This window comes from Anabaenopsis sp. NIES-4685, assembly GCF_059725405.1.
The window spans coordinates 526,544-541,388 of sequence record NZ_AP043602.1 but is presented as its reverse complement, the minus strand read 5'-3'; the positions used below and the strand labels follow the sequence as shown (position 1 = coordinate 541,388).

Genomic DNA, 14,845 nt, shown 5'->3' with positions numbered 1-14,845 from the left:
AATAAGCATCCGGTTAAGAATTGTTTAACTCAGTAGAATTAATCCATGCACAGTATTAAATAATCTGGTACTCAGGAAAAATATGATGATAACTTTTATCAATATCTGCCATTTAGATTGTTTTATGTTATAAAGCTCACAGAAATTGATGCGACATGGAAAGAATTTCTATGGAAATGGAACAATTAGATTGTTTTAAAGCATACGGACAATTTATCTTGGAAAAACTAGACTCAGTACCCCAATACCCTTCTAAACAAGAAGATTGGATACCCACTAGGCTAGATGATTGTCTTGTGCGCCTCCGAGAAGCTGCACAGAAAACTGTAGAACTTGCCACATCTCCAGTTAGAATTGGGGTCATGGGAGAATTCAGCAGCGGTAAAACTTTGCTTTTAGGTAGCTTGATTGGATATGCTGACGCTTTGCCAATTAGTGAGAACCCAACTACAGGTAATGTCACAGCCATCCATATTGTACCACAATCAGGCTTTGTCACTACTCAGGCTAATAATTATACGGTAGAGTATCTTTCTCATCAAGGGGTGAATGAGTGCCTGCAATTCATGTTGCAGGAAGCAAGTCGCCGCAGTGCTGCATCTGGACTACCGCCTATACCCCTGTCAACATTAAAGACTGGCAAAGATATTATTAACTGGTGCGAAGAAGCATGGAACAGTAGCAAAAATTTAGAATTACGTTATTTATTACGAGAGTTGGTATTATTCCTTCGCACTTATCAAGCATATGGCCAAGCAATGTGTGGTATCCACTATCAAATTGATGGTAACATCGCCCGTGAAGGGCTACAGCTACCTGAACAGCCATTAGCTATCCAAACTCTTCGGTTTGAGGACTTACCCTCATCTCATATTCGATTACCCAGCCCACCCCAGAACCTCACAACTAAATTATTACATAACAGCTTCTCACTCATCCACCGTGTCAACATTGAAGTGAAAATATCACGGGAAATCTGGGATTTTAGCGGTGCTTCCCAATTTATTCTCTTAGACTTCCCTGGGTTAGGTGCTGCTAATTCTGGAGCTAGGGATACCTTTTTATCACTGCGGGAACTAGCAGAAGTACAGACAATTTTAATCCTTTTAAATGGGAAAACCCCTGGTAGCGATCGCGCCAATAAAATCTTTACTATGATGCAGCAGCAACGCCCAGGACAAGACCTCAAAGATTTAATTTTGGTGGGGGTGGGTCGTTTTGATCAGTTACCTTTAGATAGTCAAGGTCATGAAAGAGAACTTGACCAATTCATCACAGATACTGAACCTGTAAAAGAAGACGATGTTTTAAGTAAATTGAAAGTTCTGCAAACAACCCTTGATGCTGCTAGTGCATTCATCATTGAACAAGAACGGATGGTTTTGTTATCCCCACTACTAGGACTGGCTAGTTGGCAAAACGTTCTAGTAAAGTTAAAGCAGGTTCACCGGAATTTCTCACTAACTTAGATTATCCAGATTATCTGGAACGGTCTAGGCGATCGCAACAAAAATGGCAACTATTAAGCACACGTCTGCTAGAATCTGATCGGCGGAGCCATTTAGGTAGACAACTGAGTTACTTCGCCCAAGATGGTGGTATTGCCAAACTACGCGAATTAATTCAAAATCATGTAGCCAATCACGGAGTAAAACAACTGTATGAAGATACTCATAGGGCAGCTGATAATTTAATGCTACAACAAGAATACCTCAATAATATTATTACCGAAATCCACGAGCAAGGTATTCCCACATCCGATACTCACAACCTCATTGAGTTGCGATCTGCTATTGAAAGTTTAGATAAAACCTATCGCAACTTTCAAAAAGATTTAGGTAAAGAACCACTCAAAGACCGGTGGGGAAATATCGTCAGTGATGTAGTTAAAGACGAACTCACATTTAAAATACTCAACTGGAACGAGTGGACATTACTATTTAACAAAGCCAACAATGGTAATATCACCATTGCGGAATTTAAAGGGGCAGCGGGTAAACTATTTGACAGAGGTAATAGAGTTAATAGCAGCCTACCTACAAAGAGTGAAGATTTTTATGCAGCTTTTGTGAAAACTGTCAAGGAATTAGAAGAATTTGCCCGAGAGCGCATTCATCAAGCATTAGCCGACTTATTAAATAAATTATCCCAGCAGATAGCCCCACAGCGGGATTATTTGCAGACTAATCTCAATCCAGAAATGGAACAAGATATTGAAACAGAATTTGGTATAGAAGAAGCCGATATTTTTTACAAGTTGCTGTTAGGATGTGACCCTAATCACTGGCTAGAAGCAATTATCGCCGAAATTAATAGCAAAGAACAATCAATTTCACCCCAAATCATATTCCCCTTAGCCCGTAGAGATGAAAAACACAATATTGGTCAAATCTTTGACTGGTCTCCTGAAAAAAGTCCAGACTTACCCAGAACAGGTAATCACCAACTTTTTGTATTGCGACTACGAGATGAAATCATTACAACTGCTAGCCTGCATCTGGTGCAATATGTCAGCCAAGTCAATCAGCAGATAAATGCTGAACTAGAAGGTATTTTAGATCAAATTATTCCCAGCATGCAAAATATTTCTAAAAAAGAGGCTTTACTCAGATATATTGCGGCAGAAAGCTCCCCAGCTAAAGTTAATATTCCCCATTGGTTGCAGATTCTCGCAGAAGTTGCCACAATTTCTTATCAAGAGGATAATTTTCTAGTTACAAAAAATTCTTGATTGTTTAGGGTTCAAAGCCTTAATTGTTTACTATTTTCGATATTTCTAGTTAGTTCGGTACATTTTCGGTAACTTTAACCACAGATACTAGATTTTAATTGGCAATTTATTATTAATTTCAGGAGAAATAAATGCCTGTAGAGATTCGGCTCGCACCTAATTTTCAAGTGCATATTAAAGAAAAAGAATATTTGGAACTACCCACCATCCAACTGCTAGCAGCAGGGGATAATGTCCCTCACATTGCTAGAATTAATTGCATTGTCACCGGTACGCCGGAGGAATTAGCATTACAAATTAAAAAAGCATATAAACCATTTGATTCTGTAACTCCTAAAATTTCCCAAATCGGGCAATTAGAGCAATATCCTTGTAAGTTAACTCGCCCTTTTCGAGAACCAATTAATTGTACTTTGTCCGTAAGTGTTGAGTATTTCGATTCTGACGCTTTAGGAGATCCCGTACTTTCTGAACCCCGGGAAACTGAAGCTTCATGTTATCTCTGGTCACCATTAATGGATGATGAAGAAATCATTGAGGCCGAAGCCGTGACCATCCCCATAGAAACCAGTTCCTATATTGAAAACCAACCACAAAAAAGATTTCCCGGATGGTTAGCATTGGATTTTGGTACATCCAACTCTACAGTCACACTCTTTGATCCCATTGAGGTTCCCATCGCCGAAATTTTACCCAGGGAACAAGAAATCAGGTTACGCCATCGCATGGCCGAGTGGTTGAGTTCCCCCCATCGGTAGCTTTACCCGATGTCAACCCCCATGACTGGGAGAAATTTATTGCTGATGTGAGCAAAAACCTAGAAATGGAACCCTATAATCTAGCATCAGTTTTTGAAACTGACCAAAAAGAGCGATTCTTAGAAGCAATTCGCCAAATAGAGTTATGTCTAGGTAACAGCGAGAAATTCCGGCGGGCCGCTAGCAAAAAACTTTACCAAATATACCATGAAGTTTTTCGTGTACCTACTTTAGAATCGCAAAACTTAATCCCCGTCGTCTTAGATATTAATCGCCGTGATACAGAAATACCCAGCGAATTGGAAATCTTTACCTTGACAGATTTACAACTACGCATGGGTAGAGAAGCCAGGGATAACAGAAAAAAAGCCATCGCCCAAGGTAGCAGCGTCTCTTTAAAAGAAATTATCAGCAGATTTCACCACTCACCCAAGCGCTACTTTGGACAAGATCGCACTTTCCCAGTGATTTTAAATACTCAGCAAGAAATAATTCATGTTAACCAACTTATCCAAGCAGCTTGGGCCCATTTAATCGATTTAACCGAAGATTACCGCCAACGCGCTAGGCGCAAGTTTTCTGATGGAGATTTCGTTACAGCTGTTGTAACTTACCCTACTGTCGCCCCGCCATTAGTCCGTAAGGAAGTTAAAGAATTAGTGGAACAGTTGGGTATTGATGATGTCCAAACCGCCTATGATGAGGCTGTTTCAGTGGCAATCTTCTTTTTATGGCGAGAATTTGGTGGTAATCTCAATATTGGCATTGAATCATTTAAAACCCGTTGTCGTCAAGTCGAAAACAAATGGTCGCAAAATGTCCTCGTCTTGGATATCGGGGGGGGAACCACAGACTTAGCTTTGATTGAATTGACTTTAGATGATAATACCCCAACCTTTGCAGACTATGAAGATAGAGGATTAGGAGGACGTTACTATAAACTTACTCCCAAACTGTTAGGCTCATCAGGGCATTTACAGTTGGGCGGTGAATTAATTACCCTGCGAATATTTAGATTATTAAAAGTAGCGATCGCAGACTTTTTGTTAACAGCAATAACTACAGGGGACATCGAAAGCGAAAAGCTAGAAGATTTAATTAACACAGAATTAAATGAGCGTTTTATTGAAGAAGGAAAATTTAAAAGTGGCAGTTTATTAAAATGTATAGATAAAGAAAACCCTGATGGTGATGCTGCTTATAAAGATGCCCTAGATACTGCCGAGAAAGTATTACCCACGAGATGGCAACAAGTACCCCAGCGGCTACAAACCTTTTATACTCTCTGGGAGCATGCTGAATCAGCTAAACTCAAACTGGGGCAAAAATCAGAGCATCATCTTTTAACTTTCACTATTTCCGAAACTCACATTTGTGAACTTCTCACTCAAAGTGGAATTAAATTTCAAGTCAGAACCCCTGATAATATTGGCGTTATCATCGACAGCGAACAATTTGAACGCGCCGCCGCTTCCACTATTAAGGAGGGAATTGGTATCGCTAAAGGACTCATGGAAAGTCGCCTGGGTTTCCATGGGCAAAATATAGATGCTTGGAATACTCATAAAGTTGACTGGTTGATTTTATCTGGTAAAACTTGCAACCTGGAATTAGTACAGCGCTACATCTACGAAGAATTTAGTAAATCCCCTTACTTCGTCTGGAACCCAGAAAGAATTACCTTTGTCTTGGAATTTACAAAACTCGCTACCTCCGCCGGTGCTTGCTACGCTGAGAAACTCCGCCGACTGAGATTTGACCCCGAAGAGTCTAAGGAATTGTTGCGCAAAGGAGCAAATCAGTTAGAAATAGACGTGAAAAATCTCTTTTATTATCTACCTTGTAACTTCAAACGCAAAACCCAAAGCAACGAACTTTTAACCATATTCAAAGCTGGACAGGAACTTTATCAAATCAGTCCCACAGAAACAGCCGCCAAAGTACGCACAGAATGGCAAGGGACACAATTAATTAATATTATTTACCGCCAAGACTACGAGGAGGGAGACTTACGACTGTGGGGGAGCTTTGACGGTAAAAACCTGATGCAAAAACTAGGAATGTCAGAAACTGAGTTTCTTAAAAAAATCAAAGTTCAATTTGAAATTGACCAGACTCTAGAATTTAGGGTTTTACTTTGTCAAGGGAACCCCCATTATTTAATTGACCTTCCTGGTATTGATGTGGGTGCTGCACTATTAGCAGCTTCCGAAACAGCAGCCCTATTTGCTGATGGTAAGTTAAAGTGGAATATTGCCTTAGAAAGTCCCAAGCACAACTTAAATGATGGTGATATTGCAGTCAATGTGATTGAGTCAGCAACTGTTGACCAGCCCAACGCCTATCATTTAGTTTTTGAAGCAGGAAAAGATAATAGTCAATTTTTGCGAGAATTTCACTATGTCCATCATGGGGAACAGCAGTCACAAACCGGTTTAGTCAGTCACCCTTTACCTCCCTTTCCCCAAAGCCGTCAGCACACATTTTATATTTATCAAACAGATACCACCACTAACACCAAAAAATGGATCCGCATCGGTGCATTAAGTAAACCAGATGTCGCCACCAATTACCCTTGTAAATATTACGTGACTCTAGATAACAAAGGTTTTCTGAGAATACACGCAGGGGAGGTTCCCTATTGGACCTCCACTAGTCAAGAATGTCTTAAACAGCCAGGATGTGTTTATCAGGCCGAATTAGAACTACAACCTAACGAAGTGGATAAGGAACGCGACCCTTTTTGTGGTGTACATTAAACTTCCTCGGTTGAGTAGGTACTTTGACGGGAGCATCTGAGTTTGATAATATTTCACCTCTTGCTCCCTCTGCTTGATAACCAGAGGGTTGGGGTGGGGTTTGAAACGCTATCATCAGTTTTAGTATTAATACTCATGCAGCAATTACGCCAGTTATTAGCAATACAAGGGTCAGAGTTGGCTAAATTACTTAAATGTAGTTTACGTGGACTAGAGGCGACTTTAACTCAAGCTATCTCAGAATTTCCCCTCGACCCCGGTACTCAAATATGTGAGGAGTTATTACGGGAAATCACCGCGTTATTGCAACCACCGCCAGATTCTCCCCCAGAAGATGCGATCGCCATGATATTGCTCCCAACTGAGTTAAAATTGACTCATCTGCGGTCGGTTTTTAATGCTGATGCCGAACTAAAGTTATATTTAGGTACTGCTGAACTACAAAGCCAAACCGATGCTGACCTATGGAACGAAATTCACCGCCAACTGCTGCGAGTTCCGGAAAATATCGCCACAGCTTGGCGATCGCGCGTCTTAGATTTAGCTGAACAAGTAGGCGCACTACCAGATAATTTACACGTTGCTGAACTTCCTTTTAGCCGTGATCAAATAATTTATCCCGGACTGAAGGGGAGTGTAACAGCGCCGGGGTTATCTTTATCTGAGAAAGCCTTATTAAATACGGGAGTTAATCCAACTGACCAATATGGTAATTTATACTGTATCGCTGGCTTTGTGCAGCTGTTCCTGAGATTTACTGAAATAGACCCAGACTTACATCATGCTTTAAAGACTGTGTTTACCTTTGATATTATGCCCTTGCACTCCCAGCCAGAACAACGCACTCAATATATAAATACTTTAAGCGATCGCTGGCAGCGTTTGCAACAAGCCGAGTCAAATTCTGATGAGTTGTTAAGTCTGCGTGCCTGGATAGATATAGATGAGGCCATACACTCCTTAGTATTTGTCCCACCCGCAGAGCGTTATTCCTGGTGGGGTAATTTACAGCAAGAATCACGACGGATTTTAAAAAAAAGGCTCAAACGGCGGTGAATATGGGTTATGATGTGCGGATTCGGCAGTTATCTGGACTTTATGCCGATGTCTGTTCTTTCTCTAAAGATGACCTCCAACTCAACTGTGGCGGTGTTCCAGGGGAAGTGTTAACTTGTCTGCGGGTATATGCGAGCATTAATCAAGAAGAAACCCCAGGAAGGGTTATATTTCGCTCTTTGCGTTAGTCTTCTATTTTTTACCCTTACAGTTCCCCCCAGAAAGCTTTTCCTACTAAGGCGTTGAATAGGGTATTACTTTTTTCGTTCTCAAAAGCAAAAAACCTCACTAAGAGGATGTTTTAAAAGTTATGATTAGTGTATCGAATATTATTTGACCCCACCCTAACCCTCCCCTTGTAAGGGGAGGGGACTGGATTTGATTTTTTTTTGTGTGTTCGCCAATCCTTCCCAATCCTTCCCAATCCTTCTTAATCCTTCGGTGTGTTCCCTGTTCCCTGTTCCCTGATCCGGTGTTCCCTAAGATAAAAATTACCTGTTTAATACTTTCCAAACATCCTCTAATACTAGACCCGCTTTTAGGCGTAGGGAGTGTCAAAACCCCATACAGATGACAAGGGTTATATAAATTTACTTTGAACAAAAAATAAAGATTAATCTAACATTTTTCATCTAAATAAATTACAAATTTATCTGTGTTAGTCTGTCTAAATCTATGAACCTGTAGCTTATCTACTAAACGCGACGCTAACGCTCAGGGCTGGTTCATCATGTCTTTGTGATCACAAACAAAGCAATATGCTGTAAATATCTCACCAATATTGTGATGTATAAGATACAAAAAACCAGCCATAGTAATGACATCTGTAAATTTATTAGACTTGACTATGTTTTTTGTAACTTAGGGACAGTCTTACTAAGTTGTCTTCTGATTTTGACCGCTATTACCATGAAGTCTGTATCTGCTGCGGATAATGCACAGAAGAATATGATTTTACCAAATCAAATAAATCAGGTTTATTCTAGGGAAAATAGCCATAAATCATCAATATACCCAGGTAACAAGAAGTCATATATCACCGTCACTGAAAGATTATTAACATCAAGAAAAAGTAATAATCCTGTTAAATTACACACAAGTAACAGTGAGGATTTAGCTGTTAACATTGAACTTGAAAAAATCAGGAATTATTCTGTTGCTCATCTGGGTTTTTCATCTAAGAATGTACTAAACAGCAAAATAAACACCAGTCAAATTTTATTGACATCCCACCACAATAATATTGATGGAGAATCACCAGAAGAAATCCCACAGCCAACTAATTTAGTTAATTTACTGTCGCAAAAACAACCGGAATTGAGCACAGATGTAGAACTTTCATCACCTGAGGAGGATATCCCTAGCAATAGTGATACATTACGCCAAGAACTATTAATTGATCCCATCATCAACACCCAAGAAAGCATCATCAAAACTGAACCGCCAAGGGCTTTCCCTGGTTCAACAGCTGGTACTCCTTCTGGTTATGGTGCAAGTGGTGGTCAAGTCTATGTTGGTGTTGGTTTACTTTTCCCTTTAGAGGAAGATTCCGATGGCTTTCGAGATGGCTCTTACTCCGCTGGTTTTGGGTTAGGAGATCCGTTGAAATCTGTAGGGTTGGAAGTTAATGTTAACTTTGCTAGTTCCGGGGGTACTTACTTTAAAGGTGGAGAGTTTGATGTGGGGACTAGCGGCTATATGGGGTTAAAACTCCACAAATACTTACGTAACCGTACATCTGTAGCCGTGGGTTGGTCAAATGCTCTCAAATGGGGAGAATCTTCCGATAATAAAGACACTATTTATGGAGTCGTTACTAGGGCGTTTCTACTGCAACCAGATAACCCACATCATCAATTACCTTTGACTATTTCTGTGGGTTTTGGTAACGGCGGTTTTCGTTCTCTAGGCGCAAGAGCCGCGGGGGGAAATAATGCTAATATTTTCGGGAGTCTAGGTTTAAGAGTCATACCTGAAGCATCCCTAGTCAGTAGCTGGACGGGAAATCGTGTGAATGTAGGTACCTCTATTGCTCCTTTCAGAAATAGACCTATAGTTATCAATGCTATTCTGACAGACATTAGTCGTAATTTTGATACTGGCTTAGGTTTTGCGCTGAGTGCAGGGTACAGTTTCAAGTTTTAAGCAATTTCATCAATCATAAAAATCATGAAGAAACAAACATTCTTGCTAAATTTGGCGGTAGCATTGGCTTGTTTTACTTATCTGGCGGCTGCGCCTCATAGAGCCTATGCTGGTAAGGAGATTGTACCGGGTAGTTCTCCAGATTCTGCCTCTTTAATTGGAGATAAGGAGATTGTACCGGGAACTGGTATAGATTCTACTTCCTCAATGGGTGATATTGTACCGGCAACCGGGGTTAATGTTCAAGTTGTTAATGATGGTAATTTTTCGGCGGGAGTTTTGAGGGTCTCCCCGGAAGTTCAGAATGATTTAAATGCAGTTCTCGATCATCTACTCAGTACAAGTCTGGCTAAAAATACGCCCTCTGATTCCATTGAATATATCTTACAGGGTGGAGATAATGTAGATCAGGTCAAATCTTCTATAGTGAGTTTAGAAGTGTCACCATCACCAGTAACATCACTGGTAAATGCTTTAAGTGAACTGACAGGACCAGACCAAAATGTGGATATTAATAAGTTTAATGATGCTCTGACTGCATATAATCAAATTGTGCAGGAAAGTAGCCCCGTAGTTCTGCAAGCATTGGCGAAAAACCCAAGTTTTACCGCCGTTAATCATCTGCTGAGTCAGTTAAGAGTTGCTCTCAATCAAAAGTAAAATTTTAGACATGGTTATTTACCTTCCTCTGGCTTTAGTCAGAGGATTCTTTGGCGAATCTGCTCAATAGTAAATATTTTTTCGATAATATTTATTATTCACCAGAGAAAAACAGTGGCAACACAAATGCCGCTATAATTCCAAGCAACACAACACCCTCAATAATTCTCAGGGAAAAATTACTCTGTATTAACTGGTTAATTTGGTTACTGAAATTATTAGTGGTAAAATTACGCAACCAACTACGCAAACGACTATACCAGTTTTTCGGACTATCTCCTGGGCGGAATTTCCATGACCACATTGATAGTAACAATGGCGCACCACCTACTTTAGCAGACATCAAAAGATGAATCGCTAAAGAACAAACCATAATTACCCAAGTTATCAGATGGCAGTAATACCATAAGTGATCAAGTTCTCTTGTAGGTAGCCATTCCTCTTTCATCATTCTGCCAGATATTACCGCCAAAACCGAGGACAGCAACATCAGAGTATTGATAATGCGTTGTGAACTTACCCACCAAATGGGTTTACCAACCTGTGTTAAATTTTGTATGGAGTCGGGTTGTAATAGCCGCCTTTGTCCCGCATGAAAGCTATAAAGTACAAAAGCTGGTAATAACAGTAAAAAGAATAAAGCTACAGTTCCATGAATATCTTGAATTGGATCAATTCTAGGAATGAGGACTTGGCCAAATCTGCCATCGAATGTATTGTAAACTAGGAAGCCAGTAATGATGGAAGTAATGACTAAAATTCCATTAATACCATGGAGAACTCGCAACAACAAAGGTTGATAAGGGGCAGAACGACTCATAGATAATGCCAAGCTGTTTATGGTAGAATTATAAGCTTATTACTCGGTAGTTATGACTCAAAACACTACATCAGCCTCGATAAACTACATTATAACTTAAAATGGTTACAATAAATAAATGATATAATAGCCTATTACTCTCACTCACCCTGGTTTTATGGGACTGCCAATTGTTGCTATTATCGGTCGCCCGAATGTGGGCAAGTCTACCCTGGTTAATCGTCTCGCCGGGGAGCAAACGGCGATTGTCCACGATGAACCGGGTGTAACACGCGATCGCACTTATATGCCATCTTACTGGCGCGATCGGGATTTTATCGTTGTAGATACAGGGGGCTTAGTATTTAACGATGATACGGAATTTCTGCCCCTAATTCGCCAACAGGCACTCACCGCGCTCTCACAAGCCAGTGCGGCAATTTTTGTTGTAGACGGTCAAACTGGGCTGACAGGTTCAGATCAAGAAATTGCTACATGGTTACGTCAGCAACCAGTACCGGCGTTACTGGCTGTGAACAAATGTGAATCCCCAGAACAAGGCGCAATTCAAGCATCTGAATTTTGGTCTTTAGGCTTGGGGGAACCTTTTCCTATCTCGGCAATTCATGGTAGTGGTACTGGGGAACTACTCGATGAGTTAATTACTCACATCCCCATGGTCACGGAAGTAGAAGAAACTAACGAGATTAAGGTGGCGATTATCGGCCGACCCAATGTGGGTAAATCCAGTTTATTAAATGCTTTTGTGGGTGAAGAAAGATCAATTGTTAGCCCTATTTCCGGCACAACCCGCGATGCTATTGATACCGTGGTTGAACGCAATGGGCAAATTTATCGCTTGATTGACACCGCCGGCATTCGCAGAAAAAAACAAATAGAATACGGTACAGAGTTCTTTAGTATTAACCGTGCTTTTAAGGCCATTCGCCGCGCCGATGTGGTTTTATTAGTGGTTGATGCTTTAGATGGAGTCACAGACCAAGACCAAAAATTAGCCGGGCGGATTATAGACGAGGGTCGAGCTTGTATAATTGTCGTGAACAAATGGGATGCCATCGAAAAAGATTCATACACCATTTACGACTACGAAAAGAGTCTGGAAGCCCGGTTACATTTTACAGAATGGGCAGAAACCATTTTTGTTAGTGCTTCCACAGGACAACGGGTAAATAAGATTTTAGACTTGGTGAATGAAGCTGCTGAGTCACACAAACGCCGTGTAACTACCTCTGTAATTAACGAAGTCCTCACAGATGCTGTAAGTTGGCATTCACCCCCGGCTACACGTGGCGGTCGTCAAGGTAAAATCTATTATGGGACTCAAGTGGCGGTGCAACCACCAACTATCGCCCTATTCGTCAACGAAGCTAAACGCTTTAATGACAATTACCGCCGCTACATTGAACGGCAATTCCGCCAACAATTAGGATTTAAAGGTACACCTATCCGGTTAATTTGGCGCAGTAAAAAAGTCCGAGAGATGGAACTAGGTAGCGTCAACAGAGCAACTCGTGTCAAATAAGTTTAACATCTTCTCAGGGTTATATTTCGCCTATGTCAGGCCAAAATAGTCAATATCAAGCCTGACTCTCTACTACTTAGCACTGATAAATGGACTTATTGCGATCGCTACCCCTTGGACTGTACCTAGAACAGCCGCAAACTTGGCTACACAAACTCGATGCACGGGTGAAAATTGCTTGGTTGATGAGTTTTCTCACTAGCTACACCTTTGCTAATAACGAGTGGCGAATACTACTAGTTGCACTGTTAATTATTTTGACTGTAATGGCCAGAATACCCCAGCGAGTCTGGAAACAGCAAATGGTATGGCTGTTAACATTGTCTGTGTTTGTCTTTGGGATTATTAGTATTAGTCCCGATGGTCTGGGTGTAAGGTATCAGCAGCGTTTACCCGCTAGCGAACAGATATTAATTCCTCCAGGAAGTACCAGTAATAACGCCGAGATTGTTTCAGTACCAACACGGGAAAACAAAAACTACAGCTACATTCTATTTCATCAAGGGCCGGTTAAGGTAACTCGTCGCTCAATTGATTTGGCTATTAGAGTCAGTACAATTATATTTACTGTGATTTATAGCAGTAACCTGTATCTGCTGACAACCGCACCCGAAGAAATCACCACTGCTATAGAAAGTTTAATGCAGCCCTTGGCAAGGTTGAAAGTGCCGGTAACTGAAATTACCCTCACCTTAACTTTGTCGTTGCGATTTATCCCCCTAGTTCTGGAAGAGGTGCAAAATTTAATTCGCTCTGTGATGACTAGGGCGATTAATTGGAAAAAACTGGGCTGGAAAAGAGCAGCTCAGGTTTGGATGATTGTAGCACAGAGACTGTTAAAAAATCTCCTGCTACGAGCCGAACAAATGGCTAACGCTATGATGGTAAGGGGGTTTACTAGTCCTAGTGAGCATCAAGTCAAATGGCATGAATTACGTCTGAGGGCTAGAGATTGGCTGGCGATCGCTATGCTTACCCTATTTTGGGTTGCTAGGCTAGTTATAGGAAATATGGCTTAGTCGCTGATCCTCTGAGCTATTTTGTGCCACAGGCGAATAATTATGGCAATATGGAAAGAGACTAAAGTAATTACCTTAGTGGTTTGTTGTGCATTTCTACTTTCCTGTTACCAACCTCATCTGCCAATTACACACAGGACGCAGGTTTTGATAACTGCCATTCAAAGGCCAGAATCACTAATTTTCTTATAAGCTCACGAAAGATGCTGGCAAAAGGGGTGTATTATCTTGTGAACATTTGTACTGAACTACGAAGAGATATATACTCCCAACTTGACTGTTAAATGAATCCAGAAAACTTAGAAACCTACATCAATCATCCAACTTGGGGTTTGCTTTATCGGATCTGTATGGTCGATGACAACCAGGATCTATTCACTACACTTTATGCCCAACGTTTATTTTTTGTGGTGTCCAACGATATTAAAGGTCTCAAATTTCAGTCCATAGGACGTACTGAAGCCCGAATGTTGTTGGAAAATCGCTTGCGTACTCTGCGTCGCAGTGGTCGATCCCAGGAGTACGATCAACTTCAGAGTGTTTTCCAGCGCACATTCCAATGACCAGTTCCATGAGCGAACGTATTACTAACATTTGTGGTTCACTACCTGCTTCAGTGCGATTGGTGGCTGTGAGTAAGACATTTCCCCCTGAAGCAATTCGCGCTGCTTATCATGCCGGAATTCGTAATTTTGCCGAGAACCGCATCCAAGAAGCAGCCAGTAAACAAGCCCAGTTACAAGACTTATCGGATATTACATGGCACTTTATTGGCAGTTTGCAAAGCAATAAAGCTAAAAAAGCCATGGAATTATTTGACTGGATTCACTCAGTGGATAGTTTAAAACTGGCAGTGCGTTTAAATCAATTGGTAGCACAGTTAGGAGTCAGTCCTCAGGTTTGCCTACAAGTGAAAATCCTCCCTGACCCTAATAAGTCAGGTTGGAGCGTTCCCCAACTACTAGCCGACTTACCGGCTCTGAACAAATGTGAGGATTTACAAATTCAGGGTTTAATGACAATTCCCCCTTTAGGATTGAATGAAGCGGAAACAATGGATGTATTTAACAGTACATATAAATTAGCTAAAGAAATCGAGCAGCAAAACTGGTCGCACCTAAAAATGCGGGAAGTTTCCATGGGTATGTCGGGGGACTACCAACTGGCAGTACAGGCTGGGGCAACTATGGTAAGATTAGGTACTATCTTATTTGGTGAGAGAAGTTAGGATATGAACCATTAATTTTTTGCTTCTGGTATTAATATTACTAGGGATAAAATACACAGATATGTTCATCCCTGGTTATGTATGAGCATACAAAAAATAAAATTCAGTCAAGATGAGTAGCAAAAAAATCCGGGAAAGAAAATTTTT

Annotated in this window: 7 protein-coding genes and 3 pseudogenes; 9 read left to right on the top strand and 1 reads right to left on the bottom strand. The window is 40.8% G+C overall.

Going from position 1 to position 14,845, the window contains the following annotated elements; translation table 11 throughout:
- Positions 1–170 precede the first annotated feature (170 nt).
- From AC6IZ0_RS02485 to AC6IZ0_RS02465, 5 genes and pseudogenes are all read left to right on the top strand, one after another.
- Positions 171–2,731, top strand: a pseudogene (locus AC6IZ0_RS02485) (proteasome protein).
- A 131-nt stretch (positions 2,732–2,862) separates the two neighbouring features.
- Positions 2,863–6,248: pseudogene (locus AC6IZ0_RS02480) on the top strand (molecular chaperone).
- Positions 6,249–6,383: 135 nt separating this feature from the next.
- A pseudogene (locus tag AC6IZ0_RS02475) lies at positions 6,384–7,492 on the top strand (hypothetical protein).
- A 721-nt stretch (positions 7,493–8,213) separates the two neighbouring features.
- On the top strand, positions 8,214–9,449 hold the full coding sequence (locus tag AC6IZ0_RS02470) for a hypothetical protein (protein WP_497724940.1): 1,236 nt from the start codon (positions 8,214–8,216) through the stop codon (positions 9,447–9,449).
- A gap of 24 nt (positions 9,450–9,473) precedes the next feature.
- Positions 9,474–10,109 (top strand): hypothetical protein, encoded by a 636-nt coding sequence (locus AC6IZ0_RS02465; protein WP_497724939.1) that lies wholly within the window; start codon positions 9,474–9,476, stop codon positions 10,107–10,109.
- 94 nt (positions 10,110–10,203) lie between these two features.
- Here AC6IZ0_RS02465 and AC6IZ0_RS02460 read toward each other — a convergent pair whose 3' ends face one another.
- Positions 10,204–10,929, bottom strand: a complete 726-nt coding sequence (locus AC6IZ0_RS02460) for a cytochrome b/b6 domain-containing protein (protein WP_497724938.1) — start codon at positions 10,927–10,929, stop codon at positions 10,204–10,206.
- A gap of 157 nt (positions 10,930–11,086) precedes the next feature.
- Between AC6IZ0_RS02460 and der the strand changes: the two genes are divergently transcribed.
- The 4 genes from der to AC6IZ0_RS02440 all read left to right on the top strand — a co-directional run bounded on the left by der (position 11,087) and on the right by AC6IZ0_RS02440 (position 14,698).
- Positions 11,087–12,451, top strand: coding sequence for a ribosome biogenesis GTPase Der (gene der / locus AC6IZ0_RS02455; protein WP_271731136.1), 1,365 nt, complete (start codon positions 11,087–11,089; stop codon positions 12,449–12,451).
- A gap of 89 nt (positions 12,452–12,540) precedes the next feature.
- A complete protein-coding gene (locus tag AC6IZ0_RS02450; protein ID WP_271731135.1) occupies positions 12,541–13,470 on the top strand; it encodes an energy-coupling factor transporter transmembrane component T family protein in 930 nt (309 codons plus the stop codon).
- 284 nt (positions 13,471–13,754) lie between these two features.
- Positions 13,755–14,033, top strand: a complete 279-nt coding sequence (gene pipX / locus AC6IZ0_RS02445) for a transcriptional coactivator PipX (protein WP_497724937.1) — start codon at positions 13,755–13,757, stop codon at positions 14,031–14,033.
- Positions 14,030–14,698, top strand: a complete 669-nt coding sequence (locus AC6IZ0_RS02440) for a YggS family pyridoxal phosphate-dependent enzyme (RefSeq protein WP_497724935.1) — start codon at positions 14,030–14,032, stop codon at positions 14,696–14,698. The genes pipX and AC6IZ0_RS02440 overlap by 4 nt, the downstream gene beginning before the upstream one ends.
- Positions 14,699–14,845 lie beyond the last annotated feature (147 nt).

Coding starts and splice junctions, on each gene's coding strand:
- AC6IZ0_RS02470 (WP_497724940.1), top strand. CDS start 8,214: ATGAAGTCTGTATCTGCTGCGGATAATGCACAGAAGAATATGATTTTA.
- AC6IZ0_RS02465 (WP_497724939.1), top strand. CDS start 9,474: ATGAAGAAACAAACATTCTTGCTAAATTTGGCGGTAGCATTGGCTTGT.
- AC6IZ0_RS02460 (WP_497724938.1), bottom strand. CDS start 10,929: ATGAGTCGTTCTGCCCCTTATCAACCTTTGTTGTTGCGAGTTCTCCAT.
- der (WP_271731136.1), top strand. CDS start 11,087: ATGGGACTGCCAATTGTTGCTATTATCGGTCGCCCGAATGTGGGCAAG.
- AC6IZ0_RS02450 (WP_271731135.1), top strand. CDS start 12,541: ATGGACTTATTGCGATCGCTACCCCTTGGACTGTACCTAGAACAGCCG.
- pipX (WP_497724937.1), top strand. CDS start 13,755: ATGAATCCAGAAAACTTAGAAACCTACATCAATCATCCAACTTGGGGT.
- AC6IZ0_RS02440 (WP_497724935.1), top strand. CDS start 14,030: ATGACCAGTTCCATGAGCGAACGTATTACTAACATTTGTGGTTCACTA.